General features: G+C 39.2%; 24 protein-coding genes and 2 riboswitches. Of the genes, 21 read left to right on the forward strand and 3 right to left on the reverse strand.

The window, feature by feature from the left end:
- Positions 1 to 58: 58 nt before the first annotated feature.
- Positions 59 to 817, forward strand: coding sequence for a pseudouridine synthase (locus OXPF_RS15010; RefSeq protein ID WP_201779725.1), 759 nt, complete (start codon positions 59 to 61; stop codon positions 815 to 817).
- Here OXPF_RS15010 and OXPF_RS15015 read toward each other — a convergent pair.
- Positions 786 to 1,007, reverse strand: a complete 222-nt coding sequence (locus OXPF_RS15015) for a hypothetical protein (protein ID WP_054876034.1) — start codon at positions 1,005 to 1,007, stop codon at positions 786 to 788. The two genes, OXPF_RS15010 and OXPF_RS15015, sit on opposite strands and share 32 nt — an antisense overlap.
- A gap of 465 nt (positions 1,008 to 1,472) precedes the next feature.
- On the opposite strand from OXPF_RS15015, the gene OXPF_RS15020 reads away from it, so the two are divergent.
- The 16 genes from OXPF_RS15020 to OXPF_RS15100 all read left to right on the forward strand — a co-directional run bounded on the left by OXPF_RS15020 (position 1,473) and on the right by OXPF_RS15100 (position 15,763).
- Positions 1,473 to 2,360: a DUF5685 family protein gene (locus OXPF_RS15020; protein ID WP_054876035.1), complete on the forward strand. Its 888-nt coding sequence runs from the start codon at positions 1,473 to 1,475 to the stop codon at positions 2,358 to 2,360.
- On the forward strand, positions 2,344 to 2,973 hold the full coding sequence (locus OXPF_RS15025) for a J domain-containing protein (RefSeq protein ID WP_054876036.1): 630 nt from the start codon (positions 2,344 to 2,346) through the stop codon (positions 2,971 to 2,973). The genes OXPF_RS15020 and OXPF_RS15025 overlap by 17 nt, the downstream gene beginning before the upstream one ends.
- A gap of 12 nt (positions 2,974 to 2,985) precedes the next feature.
- Positions 2,986 to 3,492: a hypothetical protein gene (locus tag OXPF_RS15030; protein WP_054876037.1), complete on the forward strand. Its 507-nt coding sequence runs from the start codon at positions 2,986 to 2,988 to the stop codon at positions 3,490 to 3,492.
- A gap of 312 nt (positions 3,493 to 3,804) precedes the next feature.
- Positions 3,805 to 4,284, forward strand: coding sequence for a pyridoxamine 5'-phosphate oxidase family protein (locus OXPF_RS15035; RefSeq protein WP_054876038.1), 480 nt, complete (start codon positions 3,805 to 3,807; stop codon positions 4,282 to 4,284).
- Positions 4,285 to 4,352: 68 nt separating this feature from the next.
- Positions 4,353 to 4,904 (forward strand): ECF transporter S component, encoded by a 552-nt coding sequence (locus OXPF_RS15040; RefSeq protein ID WP_054876039.1) that lies wholly within the window; start codon positions 4,353 to 4,355, stop codon positions 4,902 to 4,904.
- Between the two features lie 181 nt (positions 4,905 to 5,085).
- Complete coding sequence (locus OXPF_RS15045; RefSeq protein ID WP_054876040.1) at positions 5,086 to 6,264, forward strand: MalY/PatB family protein; 1,179 nt, start codon at positions 5,086 to 5,088, stop codon at positions 6,262 to 6,264.
- 19 nt (positions 6,265 to 6,283) lie between these two features.
- Positions 6,284 to 6,544 (forward strand): hypothetical protein, encoded by a 261-nt coding sequence (locus OXPF_RS15050; protein WP_054876041.1) that lies wholly within the window; start codon positions 6,284 to 6,286, stop codon positions 6,542 to 6,544.
- A 196-nt stretch (positions 6,545 to 6,740) separates the two neighbouring features.
- Positions 6,741 to 7,316, forward strand: coding sequence for a hypothetical protein (locus OXPF_RS15055; RefSeq protein WP_054876042.1), 576 nt, complete (start codon positions 6,741 to 6,743; stop codon positions 7,314 to 7,316).
- 86 nt (positions 7,317 to 7,402) lie between these two features.
- Positions 7,403 to 7,576: riboswitch (cobalamin riboswitch) on the forward strand.
- A 267-nt stretch (positions 7,577 to 7,843) separates the two neighbouring features.
- Positions 7,844 to 8,212 (forward strand): sirohydrochlorin chelatase, encoded by a 369-nt coding sequence (locus OXPF_RS15065; RefSeq protein ID WP_054876044.1) that lies wholly within the window; start codon positions 7,844 to 7,846, stop codon positions 8,210 to 8,212.
- A 115-nt stretch (positions 8,213 to 8,327) separates the two neighbouring features.
- Positions 8,328 to 9,521 carry a glutamyl-tRNA reductase gene (hemA, locus tag OXPF_RS15070; RefSeq protein WP_054876045.1) on the forward strand — a complete coding sequence of 398 codons (1,194 nt, stop codon included), beginning with the start codon at positions 8,328 to 8,330 and terminating at the stop codon, positions 9,519 to 9,521.
- Positions 9,479 to 10,138, forward strand: a complete 660-nt coding sequence (locus tag OXPF_RS15075; protein WP_083479979.1) for an NAD(P)-dependent oxidoreductase — start codon at positions 9,479 to 9,481, stop codon at positions 10,136 to 10,138. The genes hemA and OXPF_RS15075 overlap by 43 nt, the downstream gene beginning before the upstream one ends.
- The gene (hemC, locus tag OXPF_RS15080) at positions 10,128 to 11,000 is read left to right on the forward strand and encodes a hydroxymethylbilane synthase (RefSeq protein WP_152967778.1); all 873 of its coding nucleotides are present in this window, start codon (positions 10,128 to 10,130) and stop codon (positions 10,998 to 11,000) included. The genes OXPF_RS15075 and hemC overlap by 11 nt, the downstream gene beginning before the upstream one ends.
- A 10-nt stretch (positions 11,001 to 11,010) precedes the next feature.
- Positions 11,011 to 12,495 carry a uroporphyrinogen-III C-methyltransferase gene (cobA, locus tag OXPF_RS15085; protein WP_054876047.1) on the forward strand — a complete coding sequence of 495 codons (1,485 nt, stop codon included), beginning with the start codon at positions 11,011 to 11,013 and terminating at the stop codon, positions 12,493 to 12,495.
- Complete coding sequence (gene hemB / locus OXPF_RS15090) at positions 12,480 to 13,457, forward strand: porphobilinogen synthase (protein WP_054876048.1); 978 nt, start codon at positions 12,480 to 12,482, stop codon at positions 13,455 to 13,457. Before cobA ends, hemB begins: the two co-directional genes overlap by 16 nt.
- Positions 13,450 to 14,736 (forward strand): glutamate-1-semialdehyde 2,1-aminomutase, encoded by a 1,287-nt coding sequence (gene hemL / locus OXPF_RS15095; RefSeq protein WP_054876049.1) that lies wholly within the window; start codon positions 13,450 to 13,452, stop codon positions 14,734 to 14,736. The genes hemB and hemL overlap by 8 nt, the downstream gene beginning before the upstream one ends.
- A gap of 112 nt (positions 14,737 to 14,848) precedes the next feature.
- The gene (locus tag OXPF_RS15100; protein ID WP_242854420.1) at positions 14,849 to 15,763 is read left to right on the forward strand and encodes a transposase; all 915 of its coding nucleotides are present in this window, start codon (positions 14,849 to 14,851) and stop codon (positions 15,761 to 15,763) included.
- Positions 15,764 to 15,992: 229 nt separating this feature from the next.
- Here the strand turns inward: OXPF_RS15100 and OXPF_RS15105 are convergent, their stop codons facing one another.
- On the reverse strand, positions 15,993 to 17,381 hold the full coding sequence (locus tag OXPF_RS15105; RefSeq protein ID WP_054876051.1) for a flotillin family protein: 1,389 nt from the start codon (positions 17,379 to 17,381) through the stop codon (positions 15,993 to 15,995).
- Between the two features lie 18 nt (positions 17,382 to 17,399).
- Entirely contained in the window at positions 17,400 to 18,035 is a 636-nt protein-coding gene (locus OXPF_RS15110; RefSeq protein ID WP_054876052.1) for a hypothetical protein, read from the reverse strand.
- Positions 18,036 to 18,452: 417 nt separating this feature from the next.
- Here OXPF_RS15110 and OXPF_RS15115 point away from each other — a divergent pair, with 417 nt between their 5' ends.
- From OXPF_RS15115 to tsaB, 4 genes are all read left to right on the forward strand, one after another.
- Positions 18,453 to 19,115: an NUDIX hydrolase gene (locus tag OXPF_RS15115; RefSeq protein ID WP_054876053.1), complete on the forward strand. Its 663-nt coding sequence runs from the start codon at positions 18,453 to 18,455 to the stop codon at positions 19,113 to 19,115.
- A gap of 52 nt (positions 19,116 to 19,167) precedes the next feature.
- Positions 19,168 to 19,313, forward strand: a riboswitch (FMN riboswitch).
- Between the two features lie 117 nt (positions 19,314 to 19,430).
- A complete protein-coding gene (locus OXPF_RS15120) occupies positions 19,431 to 20,018 on the forward strand; it encodes an ECF transporter S component (RefSeq protein WP_054876054.1) in 588 nt (195 codons plus the stop codon).
- Positions 20,019 to 20,273: 255 nt separating this feature from the next.
- Positions 20,274 to 20,747 (forward strand): tRNA (adenosine(37)-N6)-threonylcarbamoyltransferase complex ATPase subunit type 1 TsaE, encoded by a 474-nt coding sequence (tsaE, locus tag OXPF_RS15125; RefSeq protein WP_054876055.1) that lies wholly within the window; start codon positions 20,274 to 20,276, stop codon positions 20,745 to 20,747.
- Entirely contained in the window at positions 20,735 to 21,442 is a 708-nt protein-coding gene (tsaB, locus tag OXPF_RS15130) for a tRNA (adenosine(37)-N6)-threonylcarbamoyltransferase complex dimerization subunit type 1 TsaB (protein ID WP_054876056.1), read from the forward strand. The genes tsaE and tsaB overlap by 13 nt, the downstream gene beginning before the upstream one ends.
- The last annotated feature ends 3 nt before the right edge of the window (positions 21,443 to 21,445 follow it).

The following is a 21,445-nucleotide window of genomic DNA, read 5'->3' on the forward strand; positions in this document are numbered from 1 at the left end:
TACAAGCACTAGGTCTTGAAATGGTTCGAGAGGCTTACCAATCAGACAAATGAATGAAATGCCACCTGATAGTAGGGGTGATAGAGTGGCTGAAACACAAAGGCTGGACAAATTGCTGGGCAATTTGGGTTACGGTACAAGGAAGGAAGTAAAAAAACTTATAAAGGATAAGGCCATAGAGGTAGACGGAAAAAGGGTAGATGATCCGGGTATGCATGTGGATCCCGCTAAACAAGGAATTGAAGTTTTCGGAGAGAAAGTTAATTACAGAAAATACATCTATATAATAATGAACAAACCCCAGGGAGTCATTTCGGCTACGGAAGATACAAGGGAAGAAACGGTTATTGACATATTGCCGGAGGAATATCTGCCTTTTAGTCCGGCACCCGTGGGAAGGCTGGATAAAGACACGGTGGGTTTGCTGCTTCTGACCAACGACGGACAGCTTGCCCACATGCTGCTGTCTCCTAAAAAACATGTCCCAAAGGTTTATTACGCAAGAATTGCCGGGAAAGTCACCCAAAATGATGTTGAGGCTTTTAAAGAGGGAGTAATTTTAGATGACGGTTACAAAACCCTTCCGGCTAAGCTTGAAATAATAGAGAGTGATGTAAATTCCATAATTGAAGTTGAAATATATGAAGGAAAATACCATCAGGTAAAGAGGATGTTCGAAGCCGTAGGCAAAAAAGTAACCTTCCTCATGCGAAAGTCCATGGGCCCCCTTAAATTGTCTGAAGACCTTAAACCAGGCCAATCCAGAGAGTTAACAAACGAAGAACTTAATGCTCTTCTCGAAAAGGATAATATATAACATTATCCTTTTTTTCAATCCGATCAGATAATTTAACAGTCACTTTCTGTGAATTTTCTCTTTCGGCCAGTCTTTTCAGAAATTCCGCCCATACTTCTTCAAAAGGCGGTACTTCTATTTTACCATATATTTCTTGTAAAGCTTCTTTAATTAACTTGTCTAAATAATAATCCCAATAATCAATAATCATCGTCATCATACCCCATCTCAATTAATATACTTGCCATTTGTAAATTTTTACTCTATTATATAAGACTGTGAAAATGCGTCTGCGTTTTAAAAAAATCAAAAAAATATTTAAAAAAATTTCGACAAAAATATCTGCGTCATGAGATTGGCCCGTGACATTACTGAATATATGTATTTATTTGGTGAATAATGATATCATTAGTTATGTATGTAATGCTATTCAGCTATTGGCTTAAGATATATTTTATCTTTAATTATATAGTGTAAGCATTTTGGTTAGCTATTTTGCATTGGATAATGAAATGTAAGTGTGATAGTTGATAGGCATAAGAACATTGCGTAAAGATCGTGTACTTGTCAGTTGAAATAGGTGTATGCATATGCAAAAGTTACAGGTACTAGGTCTTGAAGCAGTCCAATGCCTTAGAACTATCACAGGTTAAATGACACAAACTATGGAGGAGACATGTTTGGATATATATTTCCCGATAAGCCGGAATTGAAAGTGAAGGAGTTCGAACTTTTCAGGGCATACTACTGCGGATTATGCAAGGCCTTAGGAGAAAACTGCGGCTTGACGGCAAGATTTGTGCTGAATTACGACAGCGCTTTTTTAGGTATGCTGCTTTCATCCTTTAATGAGGCTTCTGAAAACATAGCCTTTGAAAAATGCATAGCAAATCCCATAAAGAAAAAGCCGGTAATAAAAGAAAGCAGCATTTTAAAATATGCTTCAGACATAAATATAATATTGGCGTATTATAAGCTGAAGGATGATTATGAGGATGACAGATCTCCAAAAGCTCTTGCGATGATGGGAGTGTTAAAATCCGCATTTAACAAGAGTATAAAAAGAAACATGAAAAAGGGGAGCGTAATAAAGAATAAATTAGAGGAGCTTTCAAAAATAGAAAAGGCCGGCTGCAAATCCATCGATGAGGCGGCAGAGCCCTTTGCCAAGCTGACGGAAGAAATATTTGCATATAAGCCTGTATGCGATACGGAAAATAAAGAGCAGTTATTAAGATGGTTTGGGTATAATATAGGTAAATGGATATACATCATTGATGCTTATGATGACTTGGAAAAGGATATAGCCGCTAAAAGTTTTAATCCAATACTTGGCCAGTTCTGTTATAATAATGAGAAAGCAGAAGATTTTAAAAACAGGATAAAAGATAATGTTAATTTTACACTCACATATACATTAAGTGAAGCAGGCAAGGCCTACGAGCTTCTGGAACTCAAGAAGAATGCATCCATAATTGAAAATATAGTATTCGGAGGCATGTATAACAAGACACTTCAAATCATTAACAAAAGGAGCTGTAAGAATAATGAAAAACCCTTATGAGGTCCTGGGGATAAATCAGGGAGCATCAGAGGATGAAATAAAGAGAGCATATAGAGAGCTTGTTAAGAAATATCATCCCGATCAATACAGGGACAACCCCTTGTCCAAGCTGGCTGAAGAAAAACTTAAAGAAATAAATGAAGCCTATGATTACCTTATAAAAAATAAAGGGACTTTCCATGAAAGCCATGATAATAATAGTACTAACGGCGGATACAGCAATACTAACAGCACTAACGGCGAATTTGCAAGAATAAGGATTCTCATAAATTCAGGAAATATAGTTGAAGCGGAAAAATTACTGGATGCTTCATCGCTTAAAAATGCCGAATGGCATTATCTTAAAGGGGTCATAAATGTAAAGAAAGGATGGTACAGTGAAGGCTATACCTACCTTCAGACGGCAGTCAGCATGGACCCCAACAATTTTGAATACCGGGCGGCATTGAATAATTTAAACCGTTCCACCCGCACCTACACATCAAGGCCTTACAGCGGGACTCAAAGGGGCGGTTATAACGACGGGCCGGATATGTGCACTATTTGCCAGTGGCTTTACTGTGCTGATTGCTGCTGCGAGTGCATGGGCGGAGACTTCATAAACTGTTGCTAAGGAGTTGATTTTATGGTATCGGGAACCAAGAAAATTGCTTTAGGTGGAATGCTTTGCGTGTTGTGTATATTTTCCCTGTACCTTGCCGTACATTTACCCACCAACAGAATATTTTTTTATGGGTTAAGTTCGGTTTTTGCTTCAATAATAATGATAGAAGGCGGAACTAAATGGGCTTTCATCTTTTATGGCGCTACCTCCATTTTAGGCATGCTTTTAATTCCAAACAAACTGGGTGTAGTTCCCTATGGTTTGTTTTTCGGATTATATGGCATCGTGAAATATTATATCGAAGGAATAGCAAATATCATATTGCAGCTTCTTTTAAAGGGCGGATTTTTTATCTTAGGTATGGGCGGCACGGCAATACTGTTGCAAGAGCTATTTATGACTGAAGTCACTTCCAGGCTATCAATATGGGCTCTGACTGTTATCGGCCTCGCCATATTTTATTTATATGACTATGTATACACCAGGTTTGTACACTATTATGAAACTGTGTTGAGAAAGAAATTATAACTATAAAATTAAGTATTTAACTGGATGATACAGAGACAGGTCAGGAGAAGGTTTTTACATTTCAATTGATATGCATTTTGATATACAAGATTGATATGATGACTAAACATTGCGAAAGGACTGTAGAAGCTGTTAATGAAGCAAGGATAGCTGCTCCGTTGTTTGGGCGTAAGTGAGTTATGGCGATAAGTTGGAGACATTCCTCAACAAAGAAGGAGTGCCCCCATTCCTTGAACAGCCGAATCTACAGATTCTAAGTACTGTAGACGTGAATGGAGTTATATCAAACCTGCAAATAAAAGGGGTGATTATATGAAAGGTATGATGAGAAGAAAAGACAGGGAAATGCAAAGGGATGAGGCGTTGGAGTTTTTGAGGGAATGCCATGTCGGTAGGCTGGGCACGGCATCACCTGAGGGAGTTCCTTATGTGACGCCGGTGAACTATGTATTCTTTGACGAAGACATATATTTTCACTGTGCGCTTTCCGGGCATAAGCTTGAAAATATAAAAGAAAATGAAAATGTTTGTTTTGAAGTTGACGAACTTATAAGTATAGTTGAGGATGAAAACCCATGTGAGATAAGCACTAAATATAAAAGTGTGGTGGCCTTCGGAAAGGCAAGCATTGTGGAAGATGATGAAGTACGCCTTGAAGCCTTGAAGAAACTCGTCGATAAGTATGTATCTGAAAATAATGTCAGCTCTAAGCTTACTATTGACAAAATGACTAAAACCCGTGTTGTAAAAATTAAACCTGAAATAATTACCGGAAAAGCATCGATAAAGTAGAAAATTTTGATATAATTATAACAAGGGATTAATATCAAAATTACTTTATTGTGCAAGGAGTGGTTTATTTGGAAAAAGTAAACAATGTAAAAAAACTGACCAGAGCCAGTATGCTGTTGTTGTTTGCACTTATAATTACTTTTACCGGGGCAAGATTCGGAGGAGCTACATTCAATTCCTTTTTTGTGGGACCGCTTATCAATGCTGTTATACTGACAGCTGTACTGGTTACCGACATTAAGTTTGGGGTACTCGTTGCGGCTGCGACTCCCGTTTTGGCTGCTTTGACAGGACAGCTGGCCGCACCTATGGTACCATTTGCTCCTTTTGTAATGGCGGCAAATATTATATGTGCTGTCGCCTTTGGCATCTGCATAAAAATAAATGAAGCTTACGGAAAATATATAGGAATTGCAGCAGGCGCCATTCTCAAGACTGCCTTTTTGATGATAGCCGTAAAATATCTTATAAGCGCTTTTTCACTAAATATGCCTCAGCCGGTAATGACAAAGCTTATATCCGTTATGTCCTATCCACAATTTTTTACTGCAGTGGCAGGGGGTATCATAGCCCTGATTTTTTCACCTTTATTAAATAAAGCCAATAAGTCTGTGTTATAATACATTGTGCCGGATTAATGTGGTATAATGATTTGAAATGGCGCAGCCATTTGAAATCATTGCGATATGAATTTTACGCAGTAAAATTCATGACATGATGATTCCTAATAGCGATACCGTTAGGAATCATTTTAATTTAAGCAGGTATTATATAGAGAAATAAGGAAGAGAGGGATTTGTCATGAAGTATGATTTTGATAAGGTAATCCAAAGGCAGGGCACCAGCTCACTAAAATGGGATTATGCCGGAGAGCGTTTTGGGAATAAGGACTTGCTTCCATTGTGGGTGGCAGATATGGATTTTGAATCCCCTGAGCCCGTTGTGGATGCAGTTAAAAAAAGAGCAAGTCATGGTATATACGGATACACCGGGAGATCAATGTCCTGCCATGAATCCATTATAAACTGGATGAAAAAGCGCCATGGATGGGGCATAAAAATGGATTGGCTTACATATACTCCGGGAGTTGTTCCGGCCCTCAGCATAGCAATATTGGCATTTACAAATCCGGGAGATAAAATAATCGTTCAGACTCCCGTATATTACCCTTTTTTCTCGGTAATAAAAAACAACGGTCGTCAGATTTTAGATAATGAGCTAAAATTGGTGGATGGAAAATACACTATGGATTTTGATGACCTGGAGGAAAAAATCGATTCCAGTGTAAAAATGCTCATACTTTGCAGCCCTCACAATCCCGTAGGAAGAGTGTGGAGTAAGGAAGAGCTTAAAAGATTAGCAAAAATATGTGTTGAGAAGGATATAATCATAATTTCCGATGAAATCCATTCAGATATAATATTCAAAGGCAGCAGGCATATACCGATAGCAGCGCTGTCAGAGGAAATTGCAGACAGGACCATAACCTGCATAGCTCCCAGCAAGACCTTTAATATAGCAGGATTATCCGCATCCGTTGCCATCATCTCAAATAAAGGGCTTAAAAAGAACTTTGATAATATCGTAGAAGGTTTAGGAATTGCATCCGGCAACGTTTTCGGAATTACTGCAATGGAAGCTGCCTATACCCATGGTGAGGAGTGGCTTTCGGAGCTGCTTAATTACCTGGAAGATAATATGAATTATGTAAAAGAATATATTGATGAAAATATACCTGAAATCAAAGTTGATAAGGTCGAAGGCACTTACCTTTTATGGCTTAATTGCAAAGGCCTCAACTTAAGCCAGGATGAGCTTAAAAAATTCATGTACGGCACTGCAGGTGTAGCCCTAAACGACGGAACAACCTTCGGTAAAAGCGGTGAAGGCTATATGAGAATGAACATAGGCTGTCCCCGTGTTTATTTGGTAGAAGGTTTAAAGAGAATAGAAACGGCTGTAAGGGGTGTCAGAAAGTAAAAATTATGGGAGTATATAGATGAAGGATGAAAAGGTTATCTTACAGTTTAAAAAGGCAAGAATGTATAAAAATATAGGGTTTATTATAATGTTATTATCAATTATTCCAAGTGTAATATGGAGAACCATATTTGGATTTGTATTGACAGCAATTATAATTGGCATAGGAATTTATTTTGAACGCCTGTATAAATGCCCGGTATGTGGTTTTATATTTGACACCAGAGTAAAATCTGATGAAATAAGGTATTGTTCCAGCTGCAGCGCAAAACTTCAATAAGTATAATACTTAATAGTTTTTATTAGAATAACTATAGAAAGTCTGCACATTATCGTGCAGGCTTTTATAAAAAATGTAAAATTATATTCATATTCTTAACAGATTAATAACTTAATGTATTTGTAACATGCAACAACTGCAATCTAGAAGAATAGTATAATACATGAGTCTTTGATTGTATTATTGTGAGGGTTGTATGGATAAGAAATCTGGATATAAAAATTTAGCGGAGAAATTTAACATAGATTTAAGGGAATGTAAGTTCTTAGGTGAAGGCCATAACGGAATCGTGTATTTGCTTCCAGACGGCAAGATAATTAAAATTTTTAAGAAGATAAAAAATTGCGAAAGCGAATATTCCATATTGGAGGCCGTCAGAGGCAGTAAATATTTTCCTAAAGTCTATGGTTCCATGGGAAATTACATCATAAGAGATTATGTAGGCGGAGAATGCTTGAAGGACTACATAAAAAGGAACGGCCTTGATAAAAAGGTAGCTAAGAACCTGATAAATCTAATTGAAGAGTTTAAGAAATTGAATTTTAAAAAGCTTGATATAAGATGCAAGGATATTTACGTACAAAAAGATAAGTCCCTGATGGTTATAGACCCTAAATACTCATTCACCAGAGAAAAGAGCTTTCCCAAGCACTTATCAAAAGGCTTGAGCAAACTGGGCGTGCTGGGTGATTTTTTGGAGGTTGTCAGAATTGAGAAACCTCAAGTTTATGAGGAATGGACAGGGAAACTCATAGAATCAGGAATTTTATAGCTGAAATTATAAAAATACAATCTATACTTGTAAGAGACACCATTTAATAATATAATTATATATAGAATGGAATTGAGTTCTCATAAAAATAAATAAAATTGTCAGGTACATGCATGTATAATAGGGAAAGCGGTGAAAATCCGCTGCAGCCCCCGCTACTGTATACGGCGACGAAACCTAATTCCACTGGCGTTATCGCTGGGAAGGAAGGTGGAGAAAGACCCGTTAGCCAGGAGACCTGCCTGAGATTAAAAGTCCTTCGGAGGGAAGGTAACACCTATGCTATTTTTTGGCACATGGATTTTATTACTAAGCCCTCGCTTGAAGTGAGGGCTTTTAATTGCATAAAATTATACATATATCCCTGACATTAAAGTGCCAGGGATTGTTTTTTGCATAAGTTTTGGAAACTTCTCTGACTGCTTGAATGAAGACAGGGACACTTTTAAAGGATGTCCCAACTAAGAATATCCTAAAAGAAGAAGAGTGCATATAAAATCATAAAAAAGTAAAAAAGGAGAGGTAATATGAAAGGAATAGTGGTAATAGGACATGGAAGCAGATCAAAAGAGGCCTGCGATATTTTTTTTAAGACTGTGGGCGCAATAAGAGCAAAAATGGGTACGGAGGTTGAAGGATGTTTTATGGAAATATCCGAGCCTGATATACCTACTATAATAAGAGGCTTTTATGAAAAAGGAATTAAGGACATAACTGTATTGCCTTATTTTCTTTACAACGGAATACATATCAAAGAAGATGTGCCTCAAATTTTGAATGAATTAAAAAAAGAGCTTGATGGCTTAACAATATCCATGGCGGAGCCTATCGGTTTCCACGATCTTCTTGTGGATATACTCATAGACCGGGCAGAAGGAATAACAAGCTTAGTATAGTAATGGTTTATAAATTCTCGCATTTTGCCAGCTTGATATGATGAAATGAACATTGCGGAGCTGTGAATGAAATCATATCAAGCTGGCATGGCGGTGAACGTTGGAGATGATTGATATGATTCAGCTTATTGGAGTTAATGATGAGGATGTGTGTATACGCGAAAAACTTTCGATAATACCGAAGCATCTGGAGGATGCATTGAAAAAAGCTGCCGAGCTGTGCGGGGAGGCGGCCATAATAAGTACCTGCAACAGGACCGAAGTGTATTTTAATTCTACGAGAACTGGGGACGGCATCATAGAATGCATTTTTAACTGTTTAGGCTGGGATAAGGAATTGATAAAGTACACTATCTACAAATGCGGAGATGAGGCAGTGCGTCATTTGATAGAAGTAACCTGCGGAGTGCATTCAAGGATATTGGGAGAAGAGCAGATATTAGGCCAGGTAAAGGACGCCTATGATTTGGCACTTAAAAATAAAACCATAAAAGGGGAACTTGACAGGCTTTTTCATACTGCAATAACCTGCGGCAAGGAATTTCGCCATAAATCAGAGCTTGATAAAATTCCGGTATCATCAGCTTCCATGGTAATACGCGAGGCAAGGAAAAGAAGCTTAAAAAGATTCATGGTCTTAGGCTATGGCGAAGTAGGAAGTTTGGCCTGTAAATATATTTTAGAAGAACCCTTTGATGTTTTATACATAGCCGTCAGAGATACAAGTGTTGTGGATATTAAGGATAGAAGAGTAAAAGTCATCCCTTTTAGAGAAAGAAAAGAATATTATCCAGATGTGGAATGCATAATATCCTGTACTTCGGCTCCTCATACAGTAATAAATTCAAATGAGCTTCCAAACAGAAAGCTCATGATATTTGATATGGCGGTTCCTAGGGATGTGGATTGGGATGTCAACGGTATTAACGGTAACGAAGTTTACGATATAGATATGATAAGCGCATTGTTTGATGAGAGTCTTGAAAAGAGAAGGAAAATCCTTGAAAATTTCAGACATCTTATTGAGAAGCACATACAGGAATTTGAAAAATGGCAGAATTTAAAAAAGCTTTCACCCTATATAAAAAGGATGAAGGAAAACGGAGAACAGATTTATAAACAAAGAAGCACTGCCTTTAGGAATAAAAGGCATACAAAAGATAATGAGAACCTTGCAGACATTCTTATAAAAAGTACGGCAGATGTATATGTAAACAGGGCTATAGAAGTGCTGAAGGAAGAATATTTAGAAGGCAGGGGAGAAGAATGCCTCAAGATAATAGAAAAGATATTTCTGATAAAATGCTAGAATTCATGATGGTTTCTCTCATATCTCACAAGGTGAATATTCTTATCGTAGGCGCAGGGCGGGCAGGGCTTATTAAGGCAAAGGCATTTTTAAACAACGGATGCAGAGTTTTCGTATTGTCAAAAGAATTCAGCCCTGAATTTTTTCAAGTTGAAAATGATGACAGGCTCATCTTGATTAAAGATGAATATAAAAAGGAAATTATTTTGGATAAGCATATAGTCGCAATTGCAACGGATGATTATGAATTGAATGAAAAAGTAAAAGCGGATTGCGAGAGCCTTTGTAAGATATATCTGAACTGCCGTGATTTCAGAGAAGGGATGCTTACAATTCCGACTCAAAGGAAAACGGAAAACCTTCACTTTGCTCTCCATACAAGGAAGGGAAGCCCAAAGACCTCGGTTTTTTTGGCTGAAAAAATGAAATGTAAGATGGAGGAATATGAAGCTTTTGTTTTATTTGCTTCCTCATTGCGTCAAAAGCTAAAAGGAAGAGAGCATTTTGAAGAAATCATGAATTTTGTAAACACGGATTTTTTTTATCAAGCTTATAAAAAGGGCAATGGGATTATTTTATTAAAAATGTATTATGGTGGTGGCGAATTTGAATTTTAAAATTGCAACAAGGCGCAGTAAACTGGCACAGGTACAAGCCGATATGGTAGGTAGCATGTTAAAGAGCAAATATAATGCGGAATATGAAAAGATACTTATTGAGACAACAGGAGATAAGATTTTGGATAAGCCCTTGGAGGATATAGGCGGAAAGGGCCTTTTTATAAAGGATATTGAAATATCCATGATGGAAGGCAACGGAGATCTGGCTGTCCATAGCATGAAGGATGTGCCCTATGATTTGCCGGAAGGCTTTGAAATTGTTGCGGTGCCTCAAAGGGAGGATGCACGGGATGTCTTCGTATCTTTATCAGGAGTGGACTTTAATTTACTGCCAAAGGGTGCTAAGGTGGGCACCAGCAGTAACAGGCGAACAAGCCAGATAAAGCAATTAAGGCCGGATATAGAGATTGTTCCAATAAGGGGCAATGTACAAACCCGCATTGAAAAAATAAAAAGGGATAACCTTGATGGGATGATTCTGGCAGCCGCAGGCTTAAAGAGACTTGACTTAGAATCCATAATAATGAATTATTTTGATCCTAATGATTTTGTACCGGCAGTTGGACAGGGTGCCTTAGGTATAGAAGCAAAGTGCGACAGCCCCTATATGGAATACTTCAAAGGCCTTAATCATTACGAGAGCCGCATATGCGTTGAAGCTGAGAGGAGTTTCATGAGAAAGCTGAATGGAGATTGCCACACCATAGTTGGTGCTTATGCAACCTTGGAGGGAAGTTACATGCACATAGTTGGTATATTCAATGTGGAGGGTAAGCTTGTGAAAAAAGATATAGAAGGCAAGAGTGAAAATTACATGGAGCTTGGATTAAAGCTTGCAGAAAAAATAATGGAAGTTTAGGGGTGGTTATATGGGAAAAGTTTATCTTCTAGGTGCAGGTCCAGGAGATGAGGGGCTTATAAGCGTAAAAGCCGTCAAGGCTTTAGAAAAATGTACGGCCGTAATGTACGACAGGCTGGCCGGAAATTTCACCCTCTCATATTTAAATAAGGATTGTAAGGTATTTTATTGCGGCAAGGAGCCAGGCAGCCATTACAAAACCCAGGATGAAATAAACGATATGCTGGTAGCCCTTGCAAAGGAAGGACATATTGTTGGAAGGATAAAGGGCGGAGACCCTTATGTTTTTGGCCGGGGAAGCGAAGAAGCTCTGAGGCTTTATAACGAAGGTATTGATTTTGAAGTAATTCCCGGAATAACCTCGGCAATATCCGTTTTAAACTATGCCGGAATACCAGCTACCCACAGAAAAATAGCACAAAGCTTTCATGTATTTACAGGAAAGAGCGCTAAAGTATTAAATATAAACTGGAATGCGGCGGCAAATTTAAAGGGTACACTTATATTTTTAATGGGATTAGAGAGTATTGATGAAATTATAAGTAATTTGATAAGCAACGGGATGAGCAAGGATACACCCTGTGCCGTAATAAGAGAAGGCACAACCTCCAAGCAGAAAAAAGTGACGGGGACGGTTTCAGATATAAGTGAAAAGGTGAAAAAAGCAGGCTTTAAATCTCCCTGTATAATTGTAATGGGGGAAGTAGTGGGCTTTAATGAAAAGCTCAATTGGTTCGAAAAAAAGCCATTGTCCGGCTTAAATATTTGCGTAACACGTTCAAAGGAACAGGCAGTTAAAACTAGAGAACGATTATATGATCTGGGAGCTGAAGTTACAGAGATTAATTCTATTGAAGTTGTGGATACATCCTGGAATTTACAGAGCTATATTGATAAACTGGAAGAGTATGATTACATAGTATTCACAAGCGTAAACGGTGTAAGCACATTCTTTGAAAGACTAAAAAAATTGGAAGTTGATATAAGAAAAATAAAGGCCTCCTTTGCAGCCATTGGTCCTGCGACAGCAGAGGCTATAGTGGACAGAGGGATAATCCCTTTGATTGTGGCTGAGGAATTTGTGGCCGAAGCCTTGTTTGAAAAAATGAAGGAATATATTAAAAGAGGAGATAGGATACTTCTGCCTCGTTCCAAGGCGTCCAGGTCATATTTGCATGATGCATTAAAGGAATACGGATGTATTGTGGATGAAGCTCATATATATGATATTATTGAAGGTAATAAGCCTGTTGAAGAGACTTTTGAGCGGGTAGATATAGTATTATTCACCAGTCCCTCAACGGTAAAAAACATGATATCCATGGTAGGATTGGATGATATAAAGAAAAAGACCTGCATAGCAATAGGCCCCATAACATCAGCGGAGCTTGAGAAAAATGGCATCAATCATCATGTTTGCAAGGAGTATACCATCGATGGGGTTATAGATAAAATACTTGAGCTAAAGGAGGTAGTTAAATGTTTGCAAGGATAAGAAGGTTGAGGGGGAATAGAGCAATAAGGGAAATGGTGAGGGAAACCATACTTCACCCTTGGGACTTCATATTTCCTGTATTTGTAATGGAAGGGACAAACATTAAGGAAGAAATTGAAGCCATGCCGGGAAATTATCATTACACATTGGACAGGCTCCATGAAGTCATGGAAGAGGTGGTAAATTCAGGAGTGAAAGGTGTGCTTCTCTTTGGACTGCCCGGTCAAAAGGATGAAATTGCATCGTCAGCCTTTGATGGTAACGGAATTGTGCAAAGAGCCATAAAAAAGATAAAGGAAATAGCTCCGGAATTATATGTCATTACGGATGTTTGCATGTGCCAGTACACCAGTCACGGCCACTGCGGAATACTTAAGGGTGATGAAGTTGATAATGATTTGACGCTGCCTTATATTGCAAGGATTGCATTATCCCACGCACAGGCAGGTGCGGACATGGTGGCTCCGTCGGATATGATGGACGGAAGAATAAGTGCCATAAGAGAGGCCTTGGATGAAAACGGATTTTCAAACATACCGATAATGTCATACAGCATGAAGTATTCATCGGCATTTTACGGGCCCTTCAGGGAAGCAGCACATTCGGCGCCCAGCTTTGGAGACAGAAAGACTTATCAGATGGATCCTGCTAATGCAAGGCAGGCTATGATGGAAGCCGAGGCTGATATAGATGAAGGGGCGGATATACTGATGGTAAAGCCGGCCTTATCTTACCTTGATATAATAAGGATGTCTAAGGACAGGTTCGATGTGCCCATAGCAGCCTACAATGTAAGCGGCGAGTTTTCCATGATAAAGGCAGCGGCAAAAATGGGATGGATTAACGAAAGAGAAGTAGTTTTAGAAATGCTGACGTCCATAAAAAGGGCGGGAGCGGATATTATAATCACCTATTCTGCACTGGATGCCTGTAAATGGCTAAAGGAGGAAAACCATGAATAATCTTGAGATTATAAAGGAGTCCCAAAAATATATGCCGGGAGGAGTTAACAGTCCGGTAAGGGCTTTTAAGGATGTAACTATAAACCCGGCGGTTATTAAAAGGGGACAGGGCGCCTATGTGTTCGATGAAGAGGGCAATCAATATACCGATTATGTATGTGCCTGGGGACCTATGATTTTGGGCCATTGCGACGAGGATATTGTGGCAGCTATAAAGGATACGAGTGAAAATGCCATCGCCTTTGGAGCGCCTACATATTTGGAATTAAAGCTAGCCGAGCATATGTGCAGCACCTTGGATGGCGTGGATATGCTAAGGATGGTCAACTCGGGCACAGAAGCCACCATGAGTGCTATTAAACTGGCAAGAGGCTATACGGGAAGAGACAGGATTATAAAATTTGCAGGGTGCTATCATGGTCATTTTGACGGATTTTTGGTCAGTGCAGGCTCAGGGGTTATGACTGAAGGCATTCCGGGAAGCGCAGGAGTTCCTGAGCTAAGTATAAAGAACACTTTGATAGCTTCATATAATGATATAGAAAGCGTCAAATTGCTGTTCGAAAATTACAGTGATGAAATTGCGGCTATTATTATTGAGCCGGTAGCCGGGAATATGGGTGTAGTGGCGGCAGATAAGGAATTTTTATCAGGTGTAAGGGATCTTTGCGATAAATACGGGAGCCTTTTGATATTTGACGAGGTAATGTCGGGATTCAGGGTGGCATATAAAGGAGCTATGAGTTTATACGGCATTAAGCCTGATTTAGTCACCTTTGCTAAAATAATGGGCGGCGGTCTTCCCTGCGGTGCATATGGCGGCAGAAGAGACATAATGGAGAAACTATCCCCTCTTGGGCCGGTGTATCAGGCAGGCACCATGTCAGGAAACCCAATCGTCATGGCGGCAGGATATGCAACTTTGACCAAGCTATATAACAACCTTGATTATTATAGTCACCTGGAAAGTTTGGGTGCAAGGCTGGAGACGGGCATAAGAGAAGCGGCAGCAGAAATGGGACTTCCTGTGGTAATCAACCGTGTTGGGGCAATGATGACAATATTTTTTACCGAGCTTAATGAAGTTAAAAATTATGAGGATGCCAAGACCTGTGATACAAAACTTTATGCCAAATACTTTGAGCACATGTTCAAAAACGGCATCAACATACCACCCTCCCAATTCGAAGCCTTGTTTATATCAGTAAAACACACTGGAGAGGACATCGACTACTTCATCAAAACCTTCAAAAAGCTGGGGGACAGTTCATTCCGTTGATTCTTTTTCACAAGTTCATAAGGGGACGGTTCAACCTGTTATATCATATAGTATAATAATGCCACTTTTGGTTAAACTAACAATACAATAGTAACTAAAGGTGGTGTTTTCTATGCCAAGATGTGCCAGAGAAAAAAGTTTGGACAGCGTATATCACGTAATGGTCCGCAGTATTGCCGAAATTAATTTGTTTACAGACCACGCTGACAAAGACGTATATATGAGGCTTTTAAAAAGATATAAGGATATTTATCTGTTTAAGGTTTATGGCTTTTGTCTCATGGAAACTCACGGACATATAATAATCGACGTACAGGGTGCTGACATATCAAGGATAATGCACGGAGTGAATCAAAGCTATGCCTGGTATTACAACCATAGGCACAAACGTCATGGTCACTTGTTTCAGGACAGGTTCAAAAGCAAAATCGTATCAGATGACAGGTACCTTATAACTTTATCAGCATACATACATAATAATACTCAAGATATTGAAGGTTACGAAAACCAGGTAGAAAAATATGAATACTCAAGCTTAGGAATATATTTAGGCAGCATGGAAAATAAATATGGCCTGGTGGACAAAGAGTTTATATTAAGCCAGATAAGCTATAATACTGCTATTGCAAAGAAGCAGTACCTTGAATTGGTATATAGAGATAACCCGGATATAATTCCCGATGATGCAGAGTTTAAAAATGAAAAGGCACAATACAGATCCGAGAGAAAAGTAATCGTAAGAAGCTTCAGACCGGATGAAGTGGTGAGCTTTGTTGAAAACTATATAAAGCAGTATAATACAAACATCAGTATAAAGTATACCAAGAAAAATATTGAGGCTAAGGCATTATCAGTATTGCTTTTACGAGGGATATGTGATATGAAGCAGAAGGATATATGTGCCTTTATGGGAAACATAACCCAGTCTCACTCGGCAAAGCTGTGTGCCAGGGGTATAGATTTGTTGCAGCGGAAAAAGGAGTATATGAATATAGCCAAGGATTTCATACGAAGAAAAGCCGGATAACCTTGAAAGTATAGTATTTTAAGTATAATTTGGAGAAAAAGTTATTATATCTTTATAATTTTTTTAAAATGGTACAAGCCTTTAAAATTGCTTGTTTTGCAGTAGATTTTATATTTTTAAGTACAGAAGCATCAAAAATATCCAGAAAAACCAGAAAAACCATAGGGACGGTTCATGCCAAACTGTTGTTCTAAAACTCAAATTATGATGAACCGTCCCTAAGCCTTTACTACCCTTCAGTTCCTATGGAATCCTCGGGGATTTCTTTTTTTGTCCCTGTAAGATAGTTTGGAAGCTCCAACCCCGCCATTTTGAAGACATCTTCATACGGAGGAATGGATTTCAGCATTCCCGACAGAAAATTAGCTGTGGATGGAGTGCCGCTGCCCCCCGACATGGAATCCCATACGGTGATCTTATCAATCTTGATGTTCTTGATGGCTTCCACCTGAATTTTTGCAAGCTGTTCCATCTTATCAGCGATCATAAGGGCAACCGCATTCTTTGGATCGTTTCCTGCTGCCGCCACTATCTTTTCAAAACCCTCTGCCTGTTTGCTCAGTACTTCCATTACTCCTGTTGCTTCTGCCTGCATTTTAAACAAAATGGCGTCGGCTTCACCCTTTGCCCGGCGGCGGAGGGTTTCGGCCTGGGCTTCGGCATCTATTTCGGCTTTTTGTTTTTCAATTTCGGCGTGGATTATGACGTCTGCCGTCTTTGTGGCCCTTTCCCTTTCGGCACGGGCCATTTCCGCACTTTGCTCTGCGGAATATGCTTCTTCCAGGGCCTTTGCAGACTGTACCTTCTCAGCTGCAACCGCTCTCCTGTTGGCTTCAGCTTCCTTTTCCCTTTTTTCTGCCTCGGAATTTGCAATGGTTATCCTGGCCAGGTTTTCACCCTCAACAGCTTTGGAGTTTGCCTCCGATACCTGTATTCTCTGGTCCATTTGGGCATTTGCCTCACCTATGGAACCGTCGCGGTCTTTTTCAGCAACGCTCTTTTTGGCATCGTTAATAGCCTTGGATGCGGCTTCTTTACCCAGGGCTTCAATATAACCGGATTCATCCTTTATGTCTGTAACGTTAACGTTTATAAGCTTTAAACCAATCTTTTTAAGTTCAGCCTCCACGTTTTTGGATACATTGGCTAAAAATTTATCTCTGTCTGAATTTATTTCCTCAATATCCATGGTGGCAATTACAAGCCTTAGCTGGCCAAATATAATATCCTTTGCCAGTTCCTGTATATCCTTAAGCTGCAGCCCCAAGATTCTTTCCGCCGCATTTGGCATAACCTCGGGTTCCGTGGAAATACCTACGGTAAATCTGGAAGGTACATCCACCCTTATGTTCTGTTTGCTCAATGCCTTGGTCAAATTTACTTCGATCGAAATCGGAGTCAAATCTAAAAATTCATAATTCTGTATAACAGGCCATACAAAGGCAGCTCCTCCATGGATGCATTTTGCAGACCTTGCCGTGCCGTCTCCGCTTCTTCCTATCTTACCATAAACAACGAGTACCTTATCGGACGGACATCTTTTAAATCTTAAAAACAGCATAATAACGGTTGATAGTATTGCCACTGCTATGACAGTGTATAAAATTATCTCATACATAAACTGACCCCCTTTTAATTAATCGATATGATCTTCAACCAAATTTTCAACCAATAAAATTTGATTGTCGATTACGCCTATAACCTTAACTCTTTCTCCAGTAGGAATAGTTTTCCCATTGGTCATTGCATCTAATTCCCGGGATGTACCCTGCACTATCACCGTAACCTTTCCCACGCCATCCTTTGCCCCTGGAATGGTGAGATACACTTCTCCCTTTGCATTTATTGCATTTTTAAGGTCCATTCCGCCGTATTCCGTCAAATTGGCGATGAAATAAAACAGGCTGCTTATAATCAGGCTGACTATAAAACCTGCGCCACAGGAAAGCAGGACTTCAAGTATTTTATTCATATTAAATTTGTCAAGTACAATGCCGGTCCATGAAAATACGGTAAAGAAAACAATGAAATTTCGCATGGTGAGAAGTCTAAAGGGAGAAGAGACATCATCGAAGGTATAGTCCTGGAAGCCGTCTGAATCCAGATATTCATGGATATCTCCCAAATTCTCATTTGAATCGCCAAAATCTCCGTGGTCACCAAGTCCTAAAAATGGCAGGAGGGTTTGAATTATAAAGAGAGTAGTAAAAGGAATCCCTATATACCAATATACTCTTTGATCACCCGGTATACTATTCCACCATTCAACCATAATATCCCCCCTTAAAAGAAGCAGCTAATTTATTATGCTAAGAAAGCGAACATATTTATTATGATAGAAGGTATTAAAGAAAATGATCTTAAATATGGTTTTGTGCAGGCCCCTATTTAATTATAATCATAAAAGGTGAGTCCAGTCCACAAAATCAGCACAATTTAAAAGCAGATTTGCCCACGTCTACTTGATATAAATATTTTAAAGAGAAAGTAGGATGAGCCGTCCCGTATTTTGTCAAAGAAAAAATAGAATGAACCGTCCCTGTTGTTATGAACCGTATTTTGTCAAAGAAAAAATAGAATGAACCGTCCCTGTTGTTATGAACCGTCCCTGTTGTTACTGCTGTTGTTAAAAGAAAAAGTGGAGTGAACCGTCCCCTATTGTTATAATAGTGTAGAAGGGGGGAAGGGAATGGACAAAAAAGGGCTGGATGATATGATAAAGAATCTTACTGAAATTCCGGGCATACTGGATAAAGAGCTGTACCATAATTCCGTTGTATTGATACCTTTGGTTTTTATAGGTGGGGAATATCATCTATTATTTCAGATGAGAAATTTTAATATAAGACAGGGCGGCGAGGTGTCCTTTCCGGGGGGAATGTACGACCCGACAGAGGATGAAAGCCTTGAAGCAACAGCTATACGCGAAACCTATGAGGAGATGGGCATTCCCAAGGATAAGATAAAGATAATTGGACGCCTTGATACAATGGTTGCTCCTATGGGCATTACCATTGATTCTTTTGTGAGTCTAGTGGACATAGGGGGCACTGATGAATTAATAATCAACAAAAATGAGGTGGAGTACGCATTTACCGTTCCTGTATCCCATTTTGAAAACAGCCAGCCGGAGAAATATAATACCCGCGTTATGATAGAATCTTCCTACATGGATGAGGAAGGCAGAAAAGTGACTCTTCTTCCGGCAGAAGAATTAGGCCTGCCGGAGCTTTACTACAAGTCCTGGGGCAGAAGAAATTACGAAATCCTCATATATAGATACAAAAATGAAATGATATGGGGAATGACCGCAAGGCTTGTATATGAAGTTGTAAAAAAGCTGAAGCGATAGTCTAGCAAAGGGAAAAAATATATGCTATAATAATATTCGAACTGAATAGCCAATGAATCTTCAGGGCAGGGTGAGCAATTGAATACTTACGTATTATTTTGCATTTCCCGACCGGCGGTACAGCCCGCGAGCTTTTAATTAAGCAGATCCGGTTTAATTCCGGAGCCGACAGTAAAGTCTGGATGAAAGAAGGTTGTGTTTACCTTGTATTTTTCTCCTGAAGTTCTTCAGGAGCTTTTTATTTTTCAGGATTTTTTTCTTATGACCCACCGAAGATTAGGGCTAGACAGTAATATTTATTCTGGAGGGTTTATTATGAGAGATCAAAGACTTAATAAGCTGGTAAAAATTTCTGTTTTATCGGCAGCAGCATTTATACTTATGCTGATTGAATTTCCGCTTCCCTTTTTCCCCGAATTTTTAAAGGTGGATATAAGCGATTTTCCCGCACTTTTAGGAAGCTTCGCCTTAGGGCCTTTAGCCGGCGTTATAATCGAAGCAGTAAAGAACATACTTCATGTTCTTCTTAAGAATACTACTGCAGGCATAGGTGAAATTGCAAACTTCGTCGTAGGTGCTGCCTTTGTATTTGCCGCAGGCATGGTGTATAAGATTAAAAAGGACAGAGCTCACGCATTATACGGACTGATAGCAGGTGTTGTTGCTATGGCGGCGGTAGCTGCCGTGTGCAATTTGTTTATATTCCTGCCCTTATACGAAAAAGTCTTAGGCTTTCCCATTCCGGCAATAGTTGACGCCGGTGCCAAAATCAATCCTGCAATAAAAGATTTAAACACCTTTGTCGCATTGAGTATAGTGCCCTTTAATATCTTAAAAGGCATCATAGTTGCACTTCTCGGATTTTTATCATACAAGAGCTTATCCCCCATCCTTCATAGGTAAAGCAAGCCGTCGGCCAAACCGACGGTTATTTCTTGCCCATTTTTACCACTACATATATAATTAGAATGGAAATTTGGATAAAATATAAGCTGTGGACACTCCTCGGATTAGAAACTAGTATTGCTGATAAGAGCGTAACCTGCACGAGGAGTGTTCTCTAACAGCTTACAATTTCATCTGGCATATGCAGATATCTGATTACAAGGAAGCGGCAAGCTTTTTGTAATCAAATACCTTCGAAAGGGTAGTGATAATATGTTGTTTGAATCATATAGCCCCAATGATACCGAAAAAGTTGGGGAATACTTGGGCTCTATAGCCAATAAAGGCTATGTAATCTGCCTGACAGGCGATTTAGGCGCTGGAAAAACTAAATTCGTCAAAGGCCTTGCAAAGGGGCTTAATATAGATGATTATATAACAAGCCCCACCTTTACTATCGTAAACGAATATAATGGAAGGCTTCCCTTGTATCATTTCGATGTATACAGAATAAACGACACCGACGAAATGCATGAAATAGGTTTCGATGAATACATATATGGCCAAGGCGTCAGCGTTATAGAATGGGCTAATATAATAGAAGAAATTTTGCCAAAGGAAAACATATGGGTAGACATATCAAAAGATATGGAAGTAGGCGAAGACTATCGAAAAATCCAAATCAAAGTCAACGGCGAGAAATACCAGGGACTTATATGGGAGATGATTGAAAAATGCGAGTTCTAGCCATAGATACCTCATCCATGGTGGCATCCGTCGCGGTAGCCGACGAAAATAAACTCATAGGAGAGATAACCTACAATTACAAAAAACAGCATTCCACCATAATAATGCCCATGATAGACGATTTATTAAAATCTATCGAATTGGACATAAAAGATATGGATGCAATTGCCTGTGCCTCAGGTCCCGGCTCCTTTACGGGATTGAGAATCGGCGCTGCAACGGTAAAGGGATTATGCCAGGGTGCAAATAAGCCATTGATCGCCATACCTACTCTCGATGCTCTTGTGTACAATCTTCCCCACTCAAAGGGAATAATATGCCCTATAATGGATGCCCTAAGGGATAACGTATACACCTGTATCTACAAATGGGAAGGTGATGAATTTAAAAAATTAAGTGACTATATGGCCATACATATGGATGAGCTTTTTTCGATGCTTAAAGAATACCATGAAAAAATAATATTTTTAGGTGACGGTATCTTTGTGCACAAAGAAAAAATACAACTGGAATTAAGGGAAAAGCCAGTATTTGCTCCCCCTCACCTTAATATGCAAAAAGCATCCTCCATTGCAGCCCTTGCATTAAAGCGGCTTAATAATAACGATACCGATGATTATATAACTTTTGCCCCCTTTTATTTAAGACAATCCCAGGCCGAAAGGGAATATGACAAAGCCAGCAGAGGAGAATAAAGT

It is taken from the genome of Oxobacter pfennigii (assembly GCF_001317355.1).
Lineage (GTDB): Bacteria > Bacillota > Clostridia > Clostridiales > Oxobacteraceae > Oxobacter > Oxobacter pfennigii.